Origin of the sequence: Vibrio mediterranei, from assembly GCF_900088415.1 — a bacterium.
GTDB lineage: Bacteria > Pseudomonadota > Gammaproteobacteria > Enterobacterales > Vibrionaceae > Vibrio > Vibrio mediterranei.
Window position 1 is genome coordinate 502,557 of sequence record NZ_FLLQ01000002.1, and the last position, 17,135, is coordinate 519,691.

At 44.3% G+C, this 17,135-nt stretch carries 14 protein-coding genes; 7 read left to right on the forward strand and 7 right to left on the reverse strand.

Annotation, left to right across the window (positions count from 1 at the left end; translation table 11 throughout):
- Window positions 1–134: 134 nt before the first annotated feature.
- Window positions 135–2,201: a methionine--tRNA ligase gene (gene metG, locus VME0621_RS08395; protein WP_062457845.1), complete on the forward strand. Its 2,067-nt coding sequence runs from the start codon at window positions 135–137 to the stop codon at window positions 2,199–2,201.
- A 200-nt stretch (window positions 2,202–2,401) separates the two neighbouring features.
- Window positions 2,402–3,208: a hypothetical protein gene (locus VME0621_RS08400; protein WP_062457848.1), complete on the forward strand. Its 807-nt coding sequence runs from the start codon at window positions 2,402–2,404 to the stop codon at window positions 3,206–3,208.
- 49 nt (window positions 3,209–3,257) lie between these two features.
- Here VME0621_RS08400 and fadR read toward each other — a convergent pair whose 3' ends face one another.
- The gene (gene fadR / locus VME0621_RS08405; RefSeq protein WP_062457850.1) at window positions 3,258–4,097 is read right to left on the reverse strand and encodes a fatty acid metabolism transcriptional regulator FadR; all 840 of its coding nucleotides are present in this window, start codon (window positions 4,095–4,097) and stop codon (window positions 3,258–3,260) included.
- A 672-nt stretch (window positions 4,098–4,769) separates the two neighbouring features.
- Here fadR and nhaB point away from each other — a divergent pair.
- Entirely contained in the window at window positions 4,770–6,362 is a 1,593-nt protein-coding gene (gene nhaB / locus VME0621_RS08410) for a Na(+)/H(+) antiporter NhaB (RefSeq protein ID WP_038229448.1), read from the forward strand.
- A gap of 80 nt (window positions 6,363–6,442) precedes the next feature.
- Window positions 6,443–6,985: a disulfide bond formation protein DsbB gene (gene dsbB, locus VME0621_RS08415; protein ID WP_006070038.1), complete on the forward strand. Its 543-nt coding sequence runs from the start codon at window positions 6,443–6,445 to the stop codon at window positions 6,983–6,985.
- A gap of 71 nt (window positions 6,986–7,056) precedes the next feature.
- Here the strand turns inward: dsbB and VME0621_RS08420 are convergent, their stop codons facing one another.
- Window positions 7,057–7,659 (reverse strand): SEC-C metal-binding domain-containing protein, encoded by a 603-nt coding sequence (locus tag VME0621_RS08420; protein WP_062457854.1) that lies wholly within the window; start codon window positions 7,657–7,659, stop codon window positions 7,057–7,059.
- Between the two features lie 123 nt (window positions 7,660–7,782).
- Here VME0621_RS08420 and dusC point away from each other — a divergent pair, with 123 nt between their 5' ends.
- The gene (dusC, locus tag VME0621_RS08425) at window positions 7,783–8,745 is read left to right on the forward strand and encodes a tRNA dihydrouridine(16) synthase DusC (protein ID WP_062457857.1); all 963 of its coding nucleotides are present in this window, start codon (window positions 7,783–7,785) and stop codon (window positions 8,743–8,745) included.
- A gap of 10 nt (window positions 8,746–8,755) precedes the next feature.
- Here dusC and malZ read toward each other — a convergent pair whose 3' ends face one another.
- From malZ to VME0621_RS08445, 4 genes are all read right to left on the reverse strand, one after another.
- Entirely contained in the window at window positions 8,756–10,588 is a 1,833-nt protein-coding gene (gene malZ, locus VME0621_RS08430) for a maltodextrin glucosidase (protein WP_062457860.1), read from the reverse strand.
- A gap of 155 nt (window positions 10,589–10,743) precedes the next feature.
- Window positions 10,744–11,538 (reverse strand): ABC transporter ATP-binding protein, encoded by a 795-nt coding sequence (locus tag VME0621_RS08435; protein ID WP_006070034.1) that lies wholly within the window; start codon window positions 11,536–11,538, stop codon window positions 10,744–10,746.
- Window positions 11,535–12,476 carry an ABC transporter permease gene (locus VME0621_RS08440; protein WP_006070033.1) on the reverse strand — a complete coding sequence of 314 codons (942 nt, stop codon included), beginning with the start codon at window positions 12,474–12,476 and terminating at the stop codon, window positions 11,535–11,537. The genes VME0621_RS08435 and VME0621_RS08440 overlap by 4 nt, the downstream gene beginning before the upstream one ends.
- 71 nt (window positions 12,477–12,547) lie before the next feature.
- Window positions 12,548–13,513 carry an ABC transporter substrate-binding protein gene (locus VME0621_RS08445; protein WP_038229439.1) on the reverse strand — a complete coding sequence of 322 codons (966 nt, stop codon included), beginning with the start codon at window positions 13,511–13,513 and terminating at the stop codon, window positions 12,548–12,550.
- A gap of 392 nt (window positions 13,514–13,905) precedes the next feature.
- Here VME0621_RS08445 and VME0621_RS08450 point away from each other — a divergent pair, with 392 nt between their 5' ends.
- Window positions 13,906–15,012: a PQQ-dependent sugar dehydrogenase gene (locus VME0621_RS08450; RefSeq protein ID WP_062457863.1), complete on the forward strand. Its 1,107-nt coding sequence runs from the start codon at window positions 13,906–13,908 to the stop codon at window positions 15,010–15,012.
- Window positions 15,013–15,083: 71 nt separating this feature from the next.
- On the opposite strand, the gene yfbV is transcribed toward VME0621_RS08450, so the two are convergent.
- Window positions 15,084–15,536: a terminus macrodomain insulation protein YfbV gene (yfbV, locus tag VME0621_RS08455; RefSeq protein WP_006070030.1), complete on the reverse strand. Its 453-nt coding sequence runs from the start codon at window positions 15,534–15,536 to the stop codon at window positions 15,084–15,086.
- Window positions 15,537–15,874: 338 nt separating this feature from the next.
- On the opposite strand from yfbV, the gene VME0621_RS08460 reads away from it, so the two are divergent.
- Complete coding sequence (locus VME0621_RS08460) at window positions 15,875–17,071, forward strand: acetate kinase (protein ID WP_006070029.1); 1,197 nt, start codon at window positions 15,875–15,877, stop codon at window positions 17,069–17,071.
- Window positions 17,072–17,135 lie beyond the last annotated feature (64 nt).

The following is a 17,135-nucleotide window of genomic DNA, read 5'->3' on the forward strand; positions in this document are numbered from 1 at the left end:
GATTAGCATTACGTCGCCAGAACCAGAACCCCAAAAAAGTTATGGGGATTGACTCTGGATACCTTGGAGTCATGGCAGTCATCATGTAGTATTAGCGAATATTTTACTCTGAATAAAGAAAGCGAAACTAAAGTATGGCAACCGATCCAAGAAACCTTAACTCAAGGAAACTGTTGGTCACTTGCGCGCTACCGTACGCTAACGGTTCTATTCACTTAGGACATATGCTTGAGCATATCCAAGCGGATATCTGGGTGCGCTACCAACGTCTACGTGGCAACGTAGTAAACTTCATTTGTGCTGATGACGCTCACGGCACACCAATCATGCTGAAAGCTCAGCAGATGGGGATCTCGCCAGAAGAAATGATCGCAGCAGTTAGCGAAGAGCACCAAAAAGATTTCGCTGGCTTCGATATCAGTTTTGATAACTACCACAGCACGCACTCAGAAGAGAACCGCGAGCTTGCATCTCACATCTATCTGGAATTGAAAAAGAACGGCTTTATTTCTAGCCGCACTATTTCTCAATTGTTTGACCCAGAGAAAGAGATGTTCCTTCCAGACCGTTTTGTTAAAGGTACTTGCCCTAAGTGTAAGTCTGAAGACCAATACGGTGACAACTGTGACAACTGTGGTGAAACATATAGCCCAACAGAACTTATCAATCCTAAGTCTGCGGTATCCGGTGCAACACCAATCATGAAGGATTCAGAGCACTTCTTCTTCGACTTGCCTCAATTTGAAAGCATGTTGAAAGAGTGGACTCGATCTGGCTCACTTCAAACTGAAACTGCAAACAAGATGCAAGAGTGGTTTGAATCTGGTCTACAACAGTGGGACATCTCTCGTGATGCACCGTATTTCGGTTTCGAAATCCCTGGCGAAAAAGACAAGTTCTTCTACGTGTGGCTAGATGCACCTATCGGTTATATGGGTTCATTCAAAAACCTATGTGACAAGCGCGACGACTTAGACTTTGAAGAGTACTGGAACAAAGACAGTAGCACTGAGCTTTACCACTTCATTGGTAAAGATATTGTTTACTTCCACAGCTTGTTCTGGCCTGCAATGCTTGAAGGTTCTGGTTTCCGCAAACCAAACAACGTATTCGTTCACGGCTACGTAACGGTTAACGGCGCGAAAATGTCTAAGTCTAAAGGTACATTTGTGAAAGCAAGCACTTACCTTGACCACCTAGACCCAGAATGTCTACGTTACTACTACGCTGCAAAACTGAACAGCCGTATCGACGATCTTGACCTTAACCTTGAAGACTTTACGCAACGTGTAAATGCCGATGTGGTGAATAAGATTGTTAACTTGGCTTCACGTAATGCAGGTTTCATTACTAAGCGTTTCGAAGGCAAACTTTCTGAAAACTTCGCTGAGCCAGAGCTATACAATGAATTTGTAGCCGCTGCTGATCGCATTGCTGAGTTGTATGAAGCTCGCGAATTTGGTCGTGCAATTCGTGAAATCACCGCACTTGCTGACAAAGCAAACCAATATGTTGATGAAAAAGCACCATGGGTTGTCGCGAAAGAAGAAGGCAAAGACCAAGAGCTACAAGATATCTGCTCTGTTGGTATAAACTTGTTCCGTGTGCTGATGACTTATCTCAAGCCTGTAATGCCTGCTCTTGCTGCTCGCACTGAAGCTTTCCTAAACGAAGAGCTATCATGGGATGGCATTGCGCAGCCACTCACTGCTCATGAGATCACTAAGTTCAAGGCTCTGTTCAACCGTATTGATCCTAAGAAAGTAGAAGCAATGATCGAAGCGTCTAAAGAAGACGCAGCGGCAGAGCAAGCTGCGAAGGAAAAAGCGGAAGCAGCTAAGACTGAAACTGAACTAAGCAAAGACCCAATTGCAGAAGAGATCGAGTTTGATGCTTTTGCTAAAGTTGACATGCGCATTGCTCGTATCATCTCCTGCGAAGAAGTGCCAAAAGCAAACAAGCTATTGAAATTCCAGCTTGATATTGGTGGTGAAACGCGTCAAGTATTCTCAGGAATTAAGTCCGCGTATAAGCCAGAAGAGCTTGAGGGTAAGCTAACCGTGATGGTTGCAAACCTAAAACCTCGCAAGATGAAGTTTGGCATGTCTGAAGGCATGATCTTGGCTGCAGGACCAGGTGGCAGCGATCTTTGGATACTTGAACCGCATGAAGGCGCACAGCCAGGTATGCGAGTGATGTAACCGACTCTTTTATGACTAAAAGCCAGCCTTCGCGCTGGCTTTTTTTGTGACAGAATTCACACAAAATGTGCATTTGCACCAATTAGTCGCACTCCCATTGACTGACTGATATATAACTCATTGTTTTTAAATGAATAATCAATTGGCATTGAGCTTGCTGAGACATAGACAGTAAATATTGTTCGACAAAGGAGGTCGTTATGTTTGTATTACTGTCTCTACTTCTATCTTTAGCCATTCTTGCAGCTATCTATCGATATGCCAAAGTCACCGAGGCAAAAACTGAGCGTAAATATCAACTCATCGTTCATTTACGTGAGTTAGTCACATTAGTCAGACAGCACCGCACCGCTACTCACTACACATTGATGTTTGAGCAAAAGAAGAATAAGCAGCTGGAGAAAATTGAAGTCGCAATGGAAGAGTGCTGCCTTGCATTGACTGACATTGCTCACTTCGACAACAAACCTATGTATCGTGTGCTGCACAGCAATATTAAGCTGTTAAGTCGTTCTTGGAAGAAGCACAGCGTCAACAAAAACCAAATTGTGCATGGCAAGCTCATCCGCCAGACATTACTGCTGATCGATGACATTCTAGTCGCTTGGTTGATAGCTGTGGAAAGAGAGGACTTAGAACAAGAGTATCGTACTCTATGGCAAAGTGTTATTGACTCGCTTGATTGCCTAACTCAGTTAAGACTTTGTATTGATAGCATTGACTCTGAGCTCGGCAAACAACGCGCCTTGCATTACTGCAATCAAATCCATCGCAAGGTTAACCAACTTAGCTTAGTAGGTCCGCTGTCTATTCCCTCTCCTATGTACAGCACTGCCATAGGTAAAATAGAGGCGTTGATTGACCATCCTAAAGCTGAGCTCGATAGAGAATTTATGTATCAGCTCACGTCGGAGCTCTCTGAACTTATATTCACCAACTACGATGGCATTATTAAAGAGCTAGCAGAAGAACTATACCAGCCGATTCCCAATTCGGTCATCGTCTGAAGCCAGACTTGCACTCACAAAAAAGGCCACGATTGTGGCCTTTTCATTTTTAACTGTCGTCTTCGGTAAAGTCCGTCGGAAGAGTGGTCTTCATCTGATTCCAGATCTGACTACTCTCAATACCATAGTGACGAATAACCAATGGTAATTTGTCTCTATTACCCGTTTGGCAAACATCTAGAAGCTCTTTATAGAAGTTCAGAGCCAACGCACGTGCTTCTGGATTCGAGAAGTAGTAGCTACCTACACGATCATAAAGCTTCTTAAGACCGTTAAAGATCAAACCATAGATCTGGTTCCCAGAATGGAATGCGAGGCGTTGGAAAAGCATGTAATCATAGAAGTTGAAAGTGCGAGCCACCAGCATAGCTTGGCGCTTAGCTTCATCTTTCTCACCTTCATCTTTTACGTTCTGTTTGATCTTGTCAGCGTATGGGGAAGAAGCGACAAACTCGTCCCACGACTCCGCTTTCAACAGGCTCTCACAAGAATCAATCACACCTTCAATCGTGCGCTCAGAATTCTCTTTATTAGCTTTAAACGCATAGCGCATGAAGATTGGACTGATGTTCGCTCTCGCTGCTAACAAATCTTCTACGATAGAAGTCGCGTTATCCGCATCAAGAGTCATCAGCGTATCTAGGATATGAAGACCAGACGTCTCCATAAATTGATTCACTTTTGTTGGCTTGCCATGTTGGATCGTCAACCAACCATCTCTTGCTAGGCGCTGTAGCACTTCTCGAAGCGTGGTTCTTGTTACCCCAATTAGTTCAGATAGCTCTCGTTCAGCTGGAAGAATGGAGCCAGGAGGAAAACGGCCATTCCAGATGCTCTCAATAATATACTTTTCAGCGAACCCTGCTGGGCTCTTCGCCTTAATTACCATTATGGGGTGTATCCAATCATTTTATTTATTCGTGTATAGAACTCATCATACCACTACTTCGAGAATTTGGTAAACCTACACTACTTATATCTGTAACAATACCAAAATAGAGCAAATACTCCATTTTAACAATTTTCTCAGCATAACCATTTATAGGTACGAGGCATAAGTATTACATATTTATTAATGTTCTATTAACCTCAAACCCCTTATAGATTATGGTTATTCAATCTATCATAGCCAAAACTAATCAATACGTTTTTATCGAGTATTAGGCGCAAATCACGCTAAAAAACATACTTTTTTGAAGGCTATGTTTCGAATACTATCCATGAGTCATGTTTTAGGTGGTCAGCCACCTAGAGGCTAAAAACGCAACTATTGTATAGGTCTATGTTTTGCTTATTACACATAGATCGCGTTTTTAACAAAAAGTAGAAATTTACCAATCTGAATTTGTAATTTTTGTTGACTATATCTTACCGAAGAGTAGAGTTTCGGGCGAAGCAAGGAGTGCTTAGCAACTGAGGGACTTGGCAAGTGAACAATGATCTCCACTCCATGTAAGCATTGTTCGTTTACTAAGTTTTTTAAGTTAGATATTTTGGAAGCCCTCTCAAATACTCTCGTACCCTTGCATTTGTCGATTAATAACAACATAAGAGTATTACTATGCCGATGTCTTTAGGAAATGCTTTTATCAAGAACTTTCTTGGTAAGGCTCCCGATTGGTATAAAGTAGCGATCATCGCTTTCCTAATTATCAACCCTATCGTTTTCTTCTTCATTGACCCGTTTACCGCTGGTTGGCTGTTGGTCATTGAGTTCATTTTCACGCTTGCTATGGCGCTAAAATGCTACCCATTACAGCCTGGTGGCCTACTTGCAATCGAAGCCGTTGCAATTGGGATGACCAGCCCGGGTATGGTGAAGCATGAAATCGTCAACAACATTGAAGTTCTATTGCTTTTAGTGTTTATGGTTGCCGGTATTTACTTTATGAAGCAGCTTTTGCTGTTCATCTTTACCAAAATACTTCTCGGTATCCGCTCTAAAACAATGTTGTCTCTCGCATTCTGTTTCGCAGCCGCTTTTCTGTCTGCGTTCCTAGATGCTCTGACCGTTATCGCTGTTGTTATCAGCGTAGCTGTAGGTTTCTACTCGATTTATCACAAAGTCGCGTCTGGTCAACCTAGCAGTTCTTCTCATGACCATACTCAAGATGAACACTTATCTGAACTAACTCGTGATGACTTAGAAGATTACCGCGCGTTCTTACGCTCGCTACTTATGCACGCTGGTGTTGGTACCGCACTGGGTGGCGTAATGACCATGGTTGGTGAGCCACAGAACCTGATTATTGCCGATCAAGCAGGTTGGCTGTTCGGTGAGTTCATCATGCGAATGCTGCCAGTTACTGCGCCAGTATTCGTTTGTGGCCTTATTACTTGTGCACTTGTTGAGAAATTCAAGGTATTTGGCTATGGAGCCAAGCTACCAGACAACGTTCGTCAAATCCTTGTTGATTTCGACCGCGAAGAACGTAAAACACGTACTAAACAAGATGTTGCTAAACTTTGGATTCAAGGCGCTATCGCAGTTTGGTTGATTGTTGCTCTTGCAATGCACTTGGCCGCTGTCGGTCTTATTGGCCTGTCTGTGATTATTCTTGCCACGTCTTTTACCGGTGTTATTGAAGAGCACTCAATGGGTAAAGCGTTTGAAGAGGCACTACCATTCACGGCACTACTTGCAGTGTTCTTCTCAATTGTTGCTGTAATTATTGACCAAGGGCTATTCAAGCCAATCATTGATGCTGTGCTGCATATCGAAGACAAAGGTACTCAGTTGGCGCTGTTCTATGTTGCGAACGGTCTGTTGTCGATGGTATCTGATAACGTCTTCGTTGGTACGGTATATATTAACGAAGTGAAAACAGCATTGGTCGAGGGTGTCATTGACCGAGCGCAGTTTGACTTATTGGCCGTCGCTATCAACACAGGTACTAACCTACCTTCAGTAGCAACACCGAACGGACAAGCAGCCTTCTTATTCCTGCTTACGTCTGCTTTGGCACCACTTATTCGTTTGTCTTATGGCAAGATGGTAGTCATGGCCCTGCCATACACTATCGTTCTCGCTTTGGTCGGCTTATTTGGTATTGTTTATCTCTTAGAGCCAATGACCGCGATATTCTACGATCTAGGCTGGATTACCGAAGCCACAGGCAAGGTAATTGAGGCGAGTGTCTCATCTGGGCACTAATTTTTAGTTGATTGTGAAACTAATCCGCGTTAAAAAGCTCTGAGTATTCAGAGCTTTTTTATTTCAACAAGGACGTATCAGTGACGGTTCTTTCCAACATCAAAGCATTTTCCAAAACTCGTTTGTCTTGGGGCCTGCTTTTTATCTGCACCATTTTCTTCGAGCTTTGTGCCTTATTCTTCCAACATGTTATGCAGCTTGGTCCATGCGTGATGTGTATTTATGAACGGGTTGCCATGTTTGGTATTACCGGTGCTGCGCTAATAGGTATGATCAATCCGAAAAATACGGTAATGCGTTGGATTGGATTTGGTGCTTGGGGTGCTTCGGCAATCAAAGGATTAACATTGGCGCTTGAACACGTGGACTATCAGTTCAATCCATCACCATTCAAGACCTGTGATTTGTTCGTCACCTTCCCAGATTGGGCACCTTTAAATCAATGGGCTCCTTGGTTATTTGAAGCCTACGGTGACTGTTCTAAAGTCGTATGGCAGTTCCTGACACTATCAATGCCACAATGGCTGGTGATTATCTTTGCAGGTAACTTAGTTGCACTGGCCATCATCATTATCTCCCAAAGCGCGAAACTGTCTGGCTCCAGAGCACGCGGTTTTCAGTAACGCTTTTCGGTAACTAATTGATAAAACAAAGCCTCCAAATTGGAGGCTTTGTTTCTTATGGTTGTAAGCGATTACTGACCACAGCACTTCTTGAACTTTTTGCCACTACCACAAGGACAAGTGTCATTACGGCCCACGTCTTTAAACGGGTTAACTGTTTGAGATTGATGTCCAATCATCATTTCATCAGCCGCCATACCTACTTCGTGTATCATCGCATCTAACTGTGGTAGAAATTCCGTTAGTTGTGGTAGCTGTTCATACCCTGCTTGATGCATTTCGTTATGCGTCTGTTCTTCATCAATAGCCAGCATAAACGTAGTTAACAGCGCTTGAAGCATGCGCTGCGTGCCATCTGCAAACTGCTTGTTAATCCATTGCTGTTCAACAATAGGCCACACAGTCATAAACCCTTCGGCTACGTCTGCTAACTGCTCAGTATTACTGCCAATAAAATCCGTAAGATGGTATTGAGCGGTCTTCAATTGGGCGTATTGAGCATTTAGATGCTCTACAATCCACGCTTCTTGCTCAGCCGAATAGTCGCCGACCACATTAGCTAACCAGCTTTCCGGCTTTAATGGTTCGACAGCAAAGTTTGCCGCCAAGATTGCGCCTTCAATAAATGCACTAGACTCACCTGTCCAATCAGCAGGTAGCTCGATGAATTTCATACGTTGATCTTTTATCTTAAAAATTTGCAGCAAGTATATTTGGCTACGTCGCTGAACTCAATGGTCGATTCTTTACCCTATAACAGGTAGAATCCTCGCTCCCTGAGTATAGTGAGAACTGGTATGCGTGTTGTTTTGGGCCCAATGGAGGGCGTTTTAGATCATCTAATGCGAGAGATTCTTACAGAGATCAACGATTACGACCTCTGTGTGACTGAGTTTGTTCGTGTCGTTGACCAAACCCTACCCGATCACGTATTCCACCGATTGTGCCCTGAGTTAGCGCAAGGTTCAATGACCAAATCCGGTACACCCGTTCATATTCAATTACTGGGTCAAGACCCTCGCTGGATGGCAGAAAATGCGGTAAGAGCGGCTAGCCTTGGCGCTAAAGGTATCGACCTTAATTTTGGTTGCCCCGCAAAACTGGTTAACAAAAGCAAAGGGGGCGCTGCCCTACTGCAACATCCCGAGCTTATTCATAACGTCGTTAAAGCGTGTCGTGAAGCTGTTGACCGCAATATCCCGGTGACAGCGAAAATCCGCCTAGGTTGGGAAAACCCGGATGATTGCTTTGAAATTGTCGATGCGATAGAGCAAGCTGGAGCCAACGAGTTAACCGTTCATGCTAGAACCAAAACTGGTGGCTATAAGGCAAGCGAGATCAAGTGGGAATATATCAATGAGATCCGCAAGAAAACATCCGTTCCCTTAATTGCCAACGGTGAAATCTGGAACTTCGAAGATGGTCAACGCTGTATAGAAACTACCGGTGTTGATTCACTCATGGTCTGTCGTGGCGCGTTTAATGTCCCTAACCTCGGCAATGTAGTGAAACATAACCACACCGTGATGCCATGGCAAGACGTGGTTGATTTGTTGCTGGTCTATTCGACTTATGAAATCAAAGGCGACAAAGGACTGTACTACCCTAACCGAGTAAAACAATGGTTCTCATATCTTCGTCAACAATATCCTCAAGCGAACGAGTTGTTCCGAGAAATACGCACTTTCAATAAGGCTGCACCTATCGTTGAGCATATACAGAACTACCGTGACAATGTACTTGAGACATTGCCACAGTAGTTTACTCAGGCTAAAGGGTTAGAAGCAGTGAATGTTCGCCTTCTATCGAGACGGTGAGCATTCCTTTGTTAGCAGAGATCATCTTTTCGGTAATTGGACAACAAAACGCTCCCTGTTCAATCCCCAGCTTCCATACGGGCAATTCTACTTGGTTAGATTGTTTTCCTAGATTGAATCCACTTAGCACCACTTCGCTATCGAGTTGGCGAGCGAATACCAAACAAGCGTCATCAACATACAAAGGCATAAAGCTACCTTTTTGCAGTGCCTTCGAGCGCCGACGAATGGCAATCATCTTTTTAAAGTACGGTAGCCATTCACTGTGCTCAATCTGTTCCCAAGGGAAGCAACGACGGTTGTCTGGGTCGTGAGAGCCTTCTAGAGCAATCTCGGCACCGTAATACAAACAAGGTGCCCCCACAAAAGACATCAATAGCTGGTTCGCGATAGCAAACTTCGCTTTGTCTCCACTAAGTGTTGTAATAAAGCGTTCAGTATCATGGCTATCTAACTGGTTGAGCTGTGACAGCTGGTTGTTCCATGGAACCTTTGCACTTGCTTCCTGAAGCCACTCAAGAAAGTCATGGCAGTCAATGTTAATTGGATCAAATTGAATGTCCTTGCTTGCTAGCAAAGCCCTAACTGGATGCGCGAATCCATAATAGTTCATCGCCCCATCTTCTTGATCACCCTGTAGCCACTGAGTCGCCTCAAAGAAATGCTCTCCGAGCATATAAGAATCTGGGTTCACCGACTTCATCGAATCACGGAATGCTTTCACATAATGCGCATTATTGGTTGCTCCCTCTCCTTCACCTAACATATGAATCACATCAAAACGCCAGCCATCGATATTATATGGGGGCTTTAGCCAGTACTTGATGACTGAGCTTTCATCCAGATAGATCTGGTTGCATACTTCTTGGTTGTGGAAATTCAATACTGGTAACGTGTCAATCCCTTTCCAGCCAACGTACCTATCTGAGTCAGCTTCAAAAAAGTAGTAATCACGATATGGGCTATCTTGCGATGTATAAGCTCCATTGCCGTGACTAAGGATATCGAACCATGAATGTGAGGTGGATGTGTGATTGAGTACTGCATCTAGCACTACTTTCAAGCCTCGTTGATGAAGCTTATCCGTCAATTGGGCAAATTGTTCATTAGTGCCAAATTTTGGATCAATTGAGTAGTAATCAACGGTATCGTATTTATGGTTAGAGTATGACGTGAATATTGGGTTCAGATAAAGCGTAGTGATACCTAAATCTTGAAGATAGTCGAGTTTACTTTCGATGCCCGCAAGGTCACCACCGAAGAACTCTACTGCACCAGTATCACCATGAGTACCAACACTTTCTCCCCACTGTTTTTTCACAGACTGTCTATTCCGAGCAAGGTATTGATATTCACCCGTTTCCACCGCTAAGTCTGGGTCACCGTTGCAAAAACGTTCAGGGAAGATTTGGTAGAAAACTTGCTCTGCTACCCAACTTGGGGGCTGATGACAGCGATTGTACTTAAAATGGTACTCTCGCCCGGGCATACGTTTTTGAACACCGCGGGCATCTAACCAGTACTGCTCCGTTTGCGTTAGAGCTTTAAACACGTAGTAAGTAACATCTTTATCTTCGCTAAGAGGAAGCGTCGCCTGCCAAATATCAAGTCGTCCTTTCGTGCCTACTTTAGACATAGGGACTATGTACTCTTCATTGTCAGGCTCATGACGAAGACTTACCGACTCATAATCTTTTGCTTCAGCAAACAAAGTAATGGTTAGCTTATCTTCGACGCGCACCACCCCATCATGAGTCTGTGGATGAAATAAAAAAGGCTGTGTCATTGTTATTCTTCTTACATAGAGGGAACGAGATCACGTTATCTTAGTTGAATAACCGCAATAAAAGATCCCCCTTCATATTGAAGAGGGATCACAGTCTGTAGGCGTAGCACTGAGGCTTAGAAACCGCTCGGTTAAAGATGTTTAAAAATAGATTGTTAACTCAATAGCAAACTGTCATCCGCCAGCTCTTCACCACGAACTTTTGAGAACATTTCTAATAGATCTGGAACTTGCATATTTGCGCGCTGTTCCCCTTCTACGTCCAAGACGATTTCTCCTTGGTGTAGCATTACGGTCCGATCACCGCAGGCCAGCGCATCTTTCATCGAGTGCGTTACCATCATTACCGTAAGGTTAAACTCCTTGATCACCTTTTTAGTTAAGTCGATAACAAAAGCTGCCATACGTGGGTCAAGTGCCGCGGTATGCTCGTCAAGCAGTAACAGCTTACTATCTGACAGCGTTGCCATCACTAAACTTACCGCTTGGCGCTGACCACCTGAAAGTAACCCAATGTTGTCACTCAATCGGTCTTCAAGGCCCAAACCAAGAATGCTAATGCGCTCTTGGAATAGCTTGCGACGCTTTGACGATAGCGACAAACTCCAGCCCCGTTTTTTACCACGCATATATGCCAGGGCCATGTTTTCTTCAATAGAAAGGTCACCACACGTTCCTGCTAAGGGGTCCTGGAATACACGAGCACATTGGTTTGCTCGCTGATCTACCGTTTGTCTGGTCACGTCCATTTCGTCAATGAGCACTCGACCGCCAATCATAGGTGTTTCACCAGTAACAGCGCCAAGTAACGTAGATTTACCCGCTCCATTTGAACCAATCACCGTTAGAAACTGATGTTCCGGAACCTCTAGATTAACGCCTTTCAATGCTTGGTTTTCTAGGATAGTACCTGGGTTGAAGGTAACTTGAATATCTTCTAAACGAATCATGCTACTTTCCCCGCTTTGCCTGAATTAGATACTGCTTGACTCTTTACAGGCTTAACGCCCTTTTTTGCTTTGAGGTTTCCTTTTAGTTTCGGAGCAATCAGTGCGATGGCTACCAAGACCGCCGTCACCAAGTTAAGGTCCGATGCTTGCAATCCAAACATGCCAGAACTTAATGCGAACGCCACAGCTAGACGATACAAGACGGAACCGACAATCACCGCGGTCACCGCTACCCAAATCTTTTTACCCGGAATCAAGGTCTGACCCAGAATAACAGCAGCAAGGCCAACCACGATCGTACCCACACCAGAAGTCACATCCGCAAAGCTATTGGTTTGAGCGAACAGCGCACCAGCGAAACCTACGAAACCGTTGGATAAAGCAAGACAAAAATAGGTATAAAACGATGTGCTTGCACCTTGAGCCTTAACCATGCGCGCATTGACACCAGTCGCTCGTAGCCCCAAACCGAAGTCACTATTAAGAAGGCGGACAACAAACCATGCCGACACCAGAACGAGTACACCCACCACTAAAGGCCTGATGTACATGGCATCACCCATCATTTCAAATGGCGTTAAAATGGTATCTTCACCAAGTAGTGCAATATTTGGGCGTCCCATGATTCGAATGTTGATCGAAAACGCCGCGATCATAGTCAAGATAGATGCAAGAAGATGAAGAATGCCACACCTAACGGCTAAGAATGCTGTCACCCAACCCGTTGCTGCACCAGCAACGATAGCCATCCCCGTTGCTATCCAAGGGTCGATTCCAGCCACAATAGCGGTCGCTGCAACGGCCGCTCCCATAGGGAAACTGCCATCAACACTAAGATCTGGAAAATCAAGAACTCGGAAGGTGAGATAGACACCCAACGCGACCAGTCCATAGATAAGACCGATTTCTAGAGCGCCGAAAAAAGCGAAAGCAGACATAACAACTCCTCTTCTGCTTAATAAAAAAGCTGGGCCTTAAATCATAAAGCCCAGCCACCATCACTCGTGCGTTACTTTACGCTTGTTGCACGATCCATCACTGATTTAGGAATCGCTAAACCCAATTTTTTAGCTGCTGTTGCGTTGATAACCAAGTCAGAGCCTTTCGCAACTTTGACATCCATTTTGCCTGGATCTTTACCATCTAGGATATCGGCTACGTAGTCTGCGGTTTGAACACCAATTTGGTAGTAGTCGAACCCAAGACTTGCTACCGCACCACGCTCAACATAAGACGTTGCTGCACCAAATACCGGTTTCTTCGCTTGGTTTGCAGAAACAATCATGCCTTCAATCGCACTAGCAACCGTGTTATCGATAAGTGCGTAGATGATGTCTGATTTGGCAGCAATTGCTTGAGTCGCAGTTTGTACATCAGCACTTTTAAGTGCCGTCGCTTCTACCAATTCAATACCGCGCTTATCAGTGCTCTCTTTAAGCAGCTTCATAAGGCTAACCGCGTTAGCTTCACCCGGGTTATAAACCACACCAATACTTTTCACATCTGGCATAATTTCTTGAATTAATTCAATGTGTTGATCAACAGGAGAAAGGTCAGACAGACCCGTTACATTTTTACCTGGTTGCTCAAGCTGCTTCACTAACTTCGCTCCCACTGGATCAGTAACGGCAGTGAAAACAACCGGTATATCGCGCGTCGCTGATACCAGAGCCTGAGCCGTTGGAGTTGCTATACCAACAAGAACATCAGGGCGCTCACCTACATATTGGCGTGCAATCTGTACCGCAATAGCTGGATTGCCCTGCGCCGTTTTATAGTCAAATTCTAGATTCTTTCCTTGCTCATACCCTTTCGCTTTTAAACCATCCACTAAGCCTTGGCGAGTCGCATCAAGCGCTGGGTGTTCAACGATTTGGGATACTGCCACTTTTGCCGTCTTTGCCATAATGCTCGTAGACGATAATAGAGCCACGCCAGTTAGTGCTGCTGTGACAAGTAACTTGCTTGCTTTCATCTTCACTCCTTGATTCAGCAATTTTTCCTTGTGAGGCAGAAAGCTCTCACTCGAGAGGAAATTAGGTGTAATTATTGTTTTACATTAAGTGTCGAATATTTATTTAATTTTCGACTTACTGCTATTTCTACCAGTAAGCTTACCAAATTGAAAGATAATATTAACAATCCGACCAGATAAACGTGCTGAAAGATTGATTTAATGACGTACATTTTAATCAGGATGTACACTCTGCGATACATGCGACTAATATTTAGCCAAATCTTAGCGTAATGCATTTTTGACAAAAGTGAAGGATTGTGAGTGATTTTTTGTGAAAGGTGTCTATATTCATACAGATAGCGTTCTGCTTCATATATGCTCGCTCCCGATAGATACCAAGGAAGACCTTCATGAACCTACATATTCAAAAAGCTTTATTTATATCTCTAATTTGTGTGTTCTCTGCGTTCGGGTTTGCGAGGGAATTGGAAAGCAGCAAGCTTGATAAAGTTGCCGTCATTGATGGCGTACCGTGGTCAATAGAGCCAATTGATAATAAACATTTTTTGATAGCTTTACGCCAAGGCAGCCTTGTTATCCTTGATGGGGAAACCGGAAAGGTATCTGCTGTCTCCGGTGTACCAAATGTGTATTCGTCGGGTCAAGGCGGTTTAATGGACATCATCGCTAGTCCTAAAGACAAAAATGTTTTTTATTTCACTTATGCCAAACCCGATGGTAAAGGTGGCACCCCGACACTTGCCAAAGCGCGTTTAAACGGGTCAACCATAGAGTCATGGCAGGACTTGTTCTCCAGCAACGTTGTCGTCACCTCGGGGCGACATTTTGGCAGTCGTCTTGCTTTTGATGATGAAGGCTATATCTACATGACCATCGGAGACGCAGGGGAACGGGATAATGCACAGCAAACCGACAATCACGCGGGCACTATAATTCGGCTTAATCAAGATGGCAGCGTGCCTAAAGACAATCCATTCATTGATAACAAGCGCTTTGCGCCTGAGATATACTCGTATGGTCACCGAAACCCACAAGGCATAATCTACGACAGTAAAAGAAAACAGCTTTGGGCCATTGAACACGGACCACGAGGCGGAGATGAGCTCAACCTAATCAAAGCTGGGGCCAACTATGGCTGGCCAATTACTTCTCATGGAAAGGAATATTGGGGGCCGATTAATGCGGGTGAAGCTCAAGAAAAAGATGGAATAGAGTCGCCGAAGAAAGTGTACATCCCCTCTATCGCACCTGGTTCACTACATCTTTATCAAGGCGATAAGTTCCCTCGATTAAACGGCATACTTCTGATCGGCGCATTAAAGCTCACTCATATGAACGTCCTCGATGTCAATGAAGCTGGCCAAGTACTCGAAGAACGCCGTTATTATGAAGAGCTGGACGAACGTATCCGCGATATCACTTCTGATGCCACGGGTAACGTATGGTTTACGACAGACAGTGGCACCGTCTACAAGATCCGTCGAGCCTATGAATAGCGGTAACAAAACAAGCCTCTATAAAACAAAACCCCGCATTAATGCGGGGTCTTGTTTTGAAACCAATTAGATTAGAACCAACGGTCAAAATCGCTGCGATCGAGCTGTCTAAACGCTCTATTTAGAGTGACAGCGAGTTCTTTATATTTGGGCTTGGCCTTAACTGGCTCCATCGCACAGCCGGTCTCAATGATTTTTTGATGCAGCTCTCGATACCAAGACGCAAGTGCTGGAGGTAGTTGTGTGTTGTAGCGGTTTCCAAGCCACCACATACCTTGAACTGGTAAGCTGATAGCAAACAACGCGATAACAATAGATTGTGGCATGGCTTGAGCATTGCTAAATGCCATTTGCGTTAACACGCTAATAGCTGCAACCGCAGGCATGACTTTGATACCAAACTTTGTTGCTTTGATTATGCGCTGCTCTGGGAACAATGGTGTGAGTTCCTTTCTCATTGGCCATAGTTCCATGTACTTTTGGCCATTTTTTATACTCTGAGTCAGACTTACTCGCTCGCTCATAGGCAACCTCACTAAAAAAAAGTTGAACTCTTCAACTAAATCAGCAAAATATTGACTGAAGTTAATATTCTTTCAAATTTATTTTGTTATCTTCTGTCATTATCGTTATTCTTTGCGTTTCCTCAATCTCATTGTTGTCTTTATTTACAAATAAGGCAACCAAGAGATGAACGTCGCAAGGACGCAAATGTGATTTTAATGAAGAAATCGCATATTATTATACGGCAATTGATGAATTTTTGACCAAGACTGAATGGTAAATCTTTTGTACCTTCTCAGCCTTGAGATACGTTTTATACCCCAATGATCCATGATCAATAAAATACAGGTAACCTCTAATGTCTAAGCTGGTTTTAGTTTTAAACTGCGGTAGTTCTTCTCTTAAGTTCGCCATCGTTGATGCAGAAAACGGTGATGAGCACCTAACAGGCCTTGCTGAATGTCTACACCTTCCAGAAGCTCGTATCAAGTGGAAACTTGATGGTAAACACGAAGCTCAACTAGGCGACGGCGCTGCTCACGAAGAAGCGTTAGCGTTCATGGTAGAAACTATCCTTGCTTCTAAACCTGAGCTAAAAGCTAACCTAGGCGCTATCGGTCACCGTATCGTTCACGGTGGTGAGCAATTCACATCTTCTGCGCTAATTACAGACGATGTACTTAAAGGTATCGAAGACTCTGCAACATTTGCACCTCTTCACAACCCAGCTCACATCATCGGTATCGAAGCGGCTAAGCACAACTTCCCAGAGCTTAAGAACGTAGCAGTATTTGACACTGCGTTCCACCAAACTATGCCTCAAGAGTCTTACCTATACGCTCTACCGTACAACCTGTACAAAGAGCACGGCATCCGTCGCTACGGCATGCACGGTACGTCTCACCTATTCATCGCACGTGAAGCAGCTGAACTACTTGGTAAGCCAGCTAACGAACTGAACATCATCAACTGCCACCTAGGCAACGGTGCTTCTGTTTGCGCTATCAAGAACGGTGAATCTGTAGATACTTCAATGGGTCTTACTCCTCTTGAAGGTCTAGTAATGGGTACTCGTTGTGGTGATATCGATCCAGCGATCATCTTCCACCTACACGACGCACTAGGTTACTCTGTTGAGCAAATCAACAACATGCTAACTAAAGAGTCTGGCCTTCTAGGTCTAACTGAAGTGACTTCTGACTGCCGTTTCGTTGAAGACAACTACGGTGAGAAAGAAGAAGCAACACGTGCAATGGACGTGTTCTGCCACCGTCTAGCGAAATACGTAGCGGGTTACACTGCATCTCTTGACGGTCGTCTAGACGCTATCGTGTTCACTGGTGGTATCGGTGAAAACTCTGCTCCAATCCGTGAGATGGTTCTAAACCGTCTAGGCGTATTTGGCATCGAAGTTGACGGTGAAGCTAACCTTAAAGCTCGTTTCGGCGGCGAAGGCACTATCACTGCTGCAAGCAGCCGTATCCCTGCAATGGTTATCTCTACTAACGAAGAGCTAGTAATTGCTGAAGACACTGCGCGTCTAGCAGGTCTTTAATTTTCAAACTGGCTAACTTAGGTTAGCCAGTTTTCTTATTGGGCTCAGCCGACCGTCTGTTTTT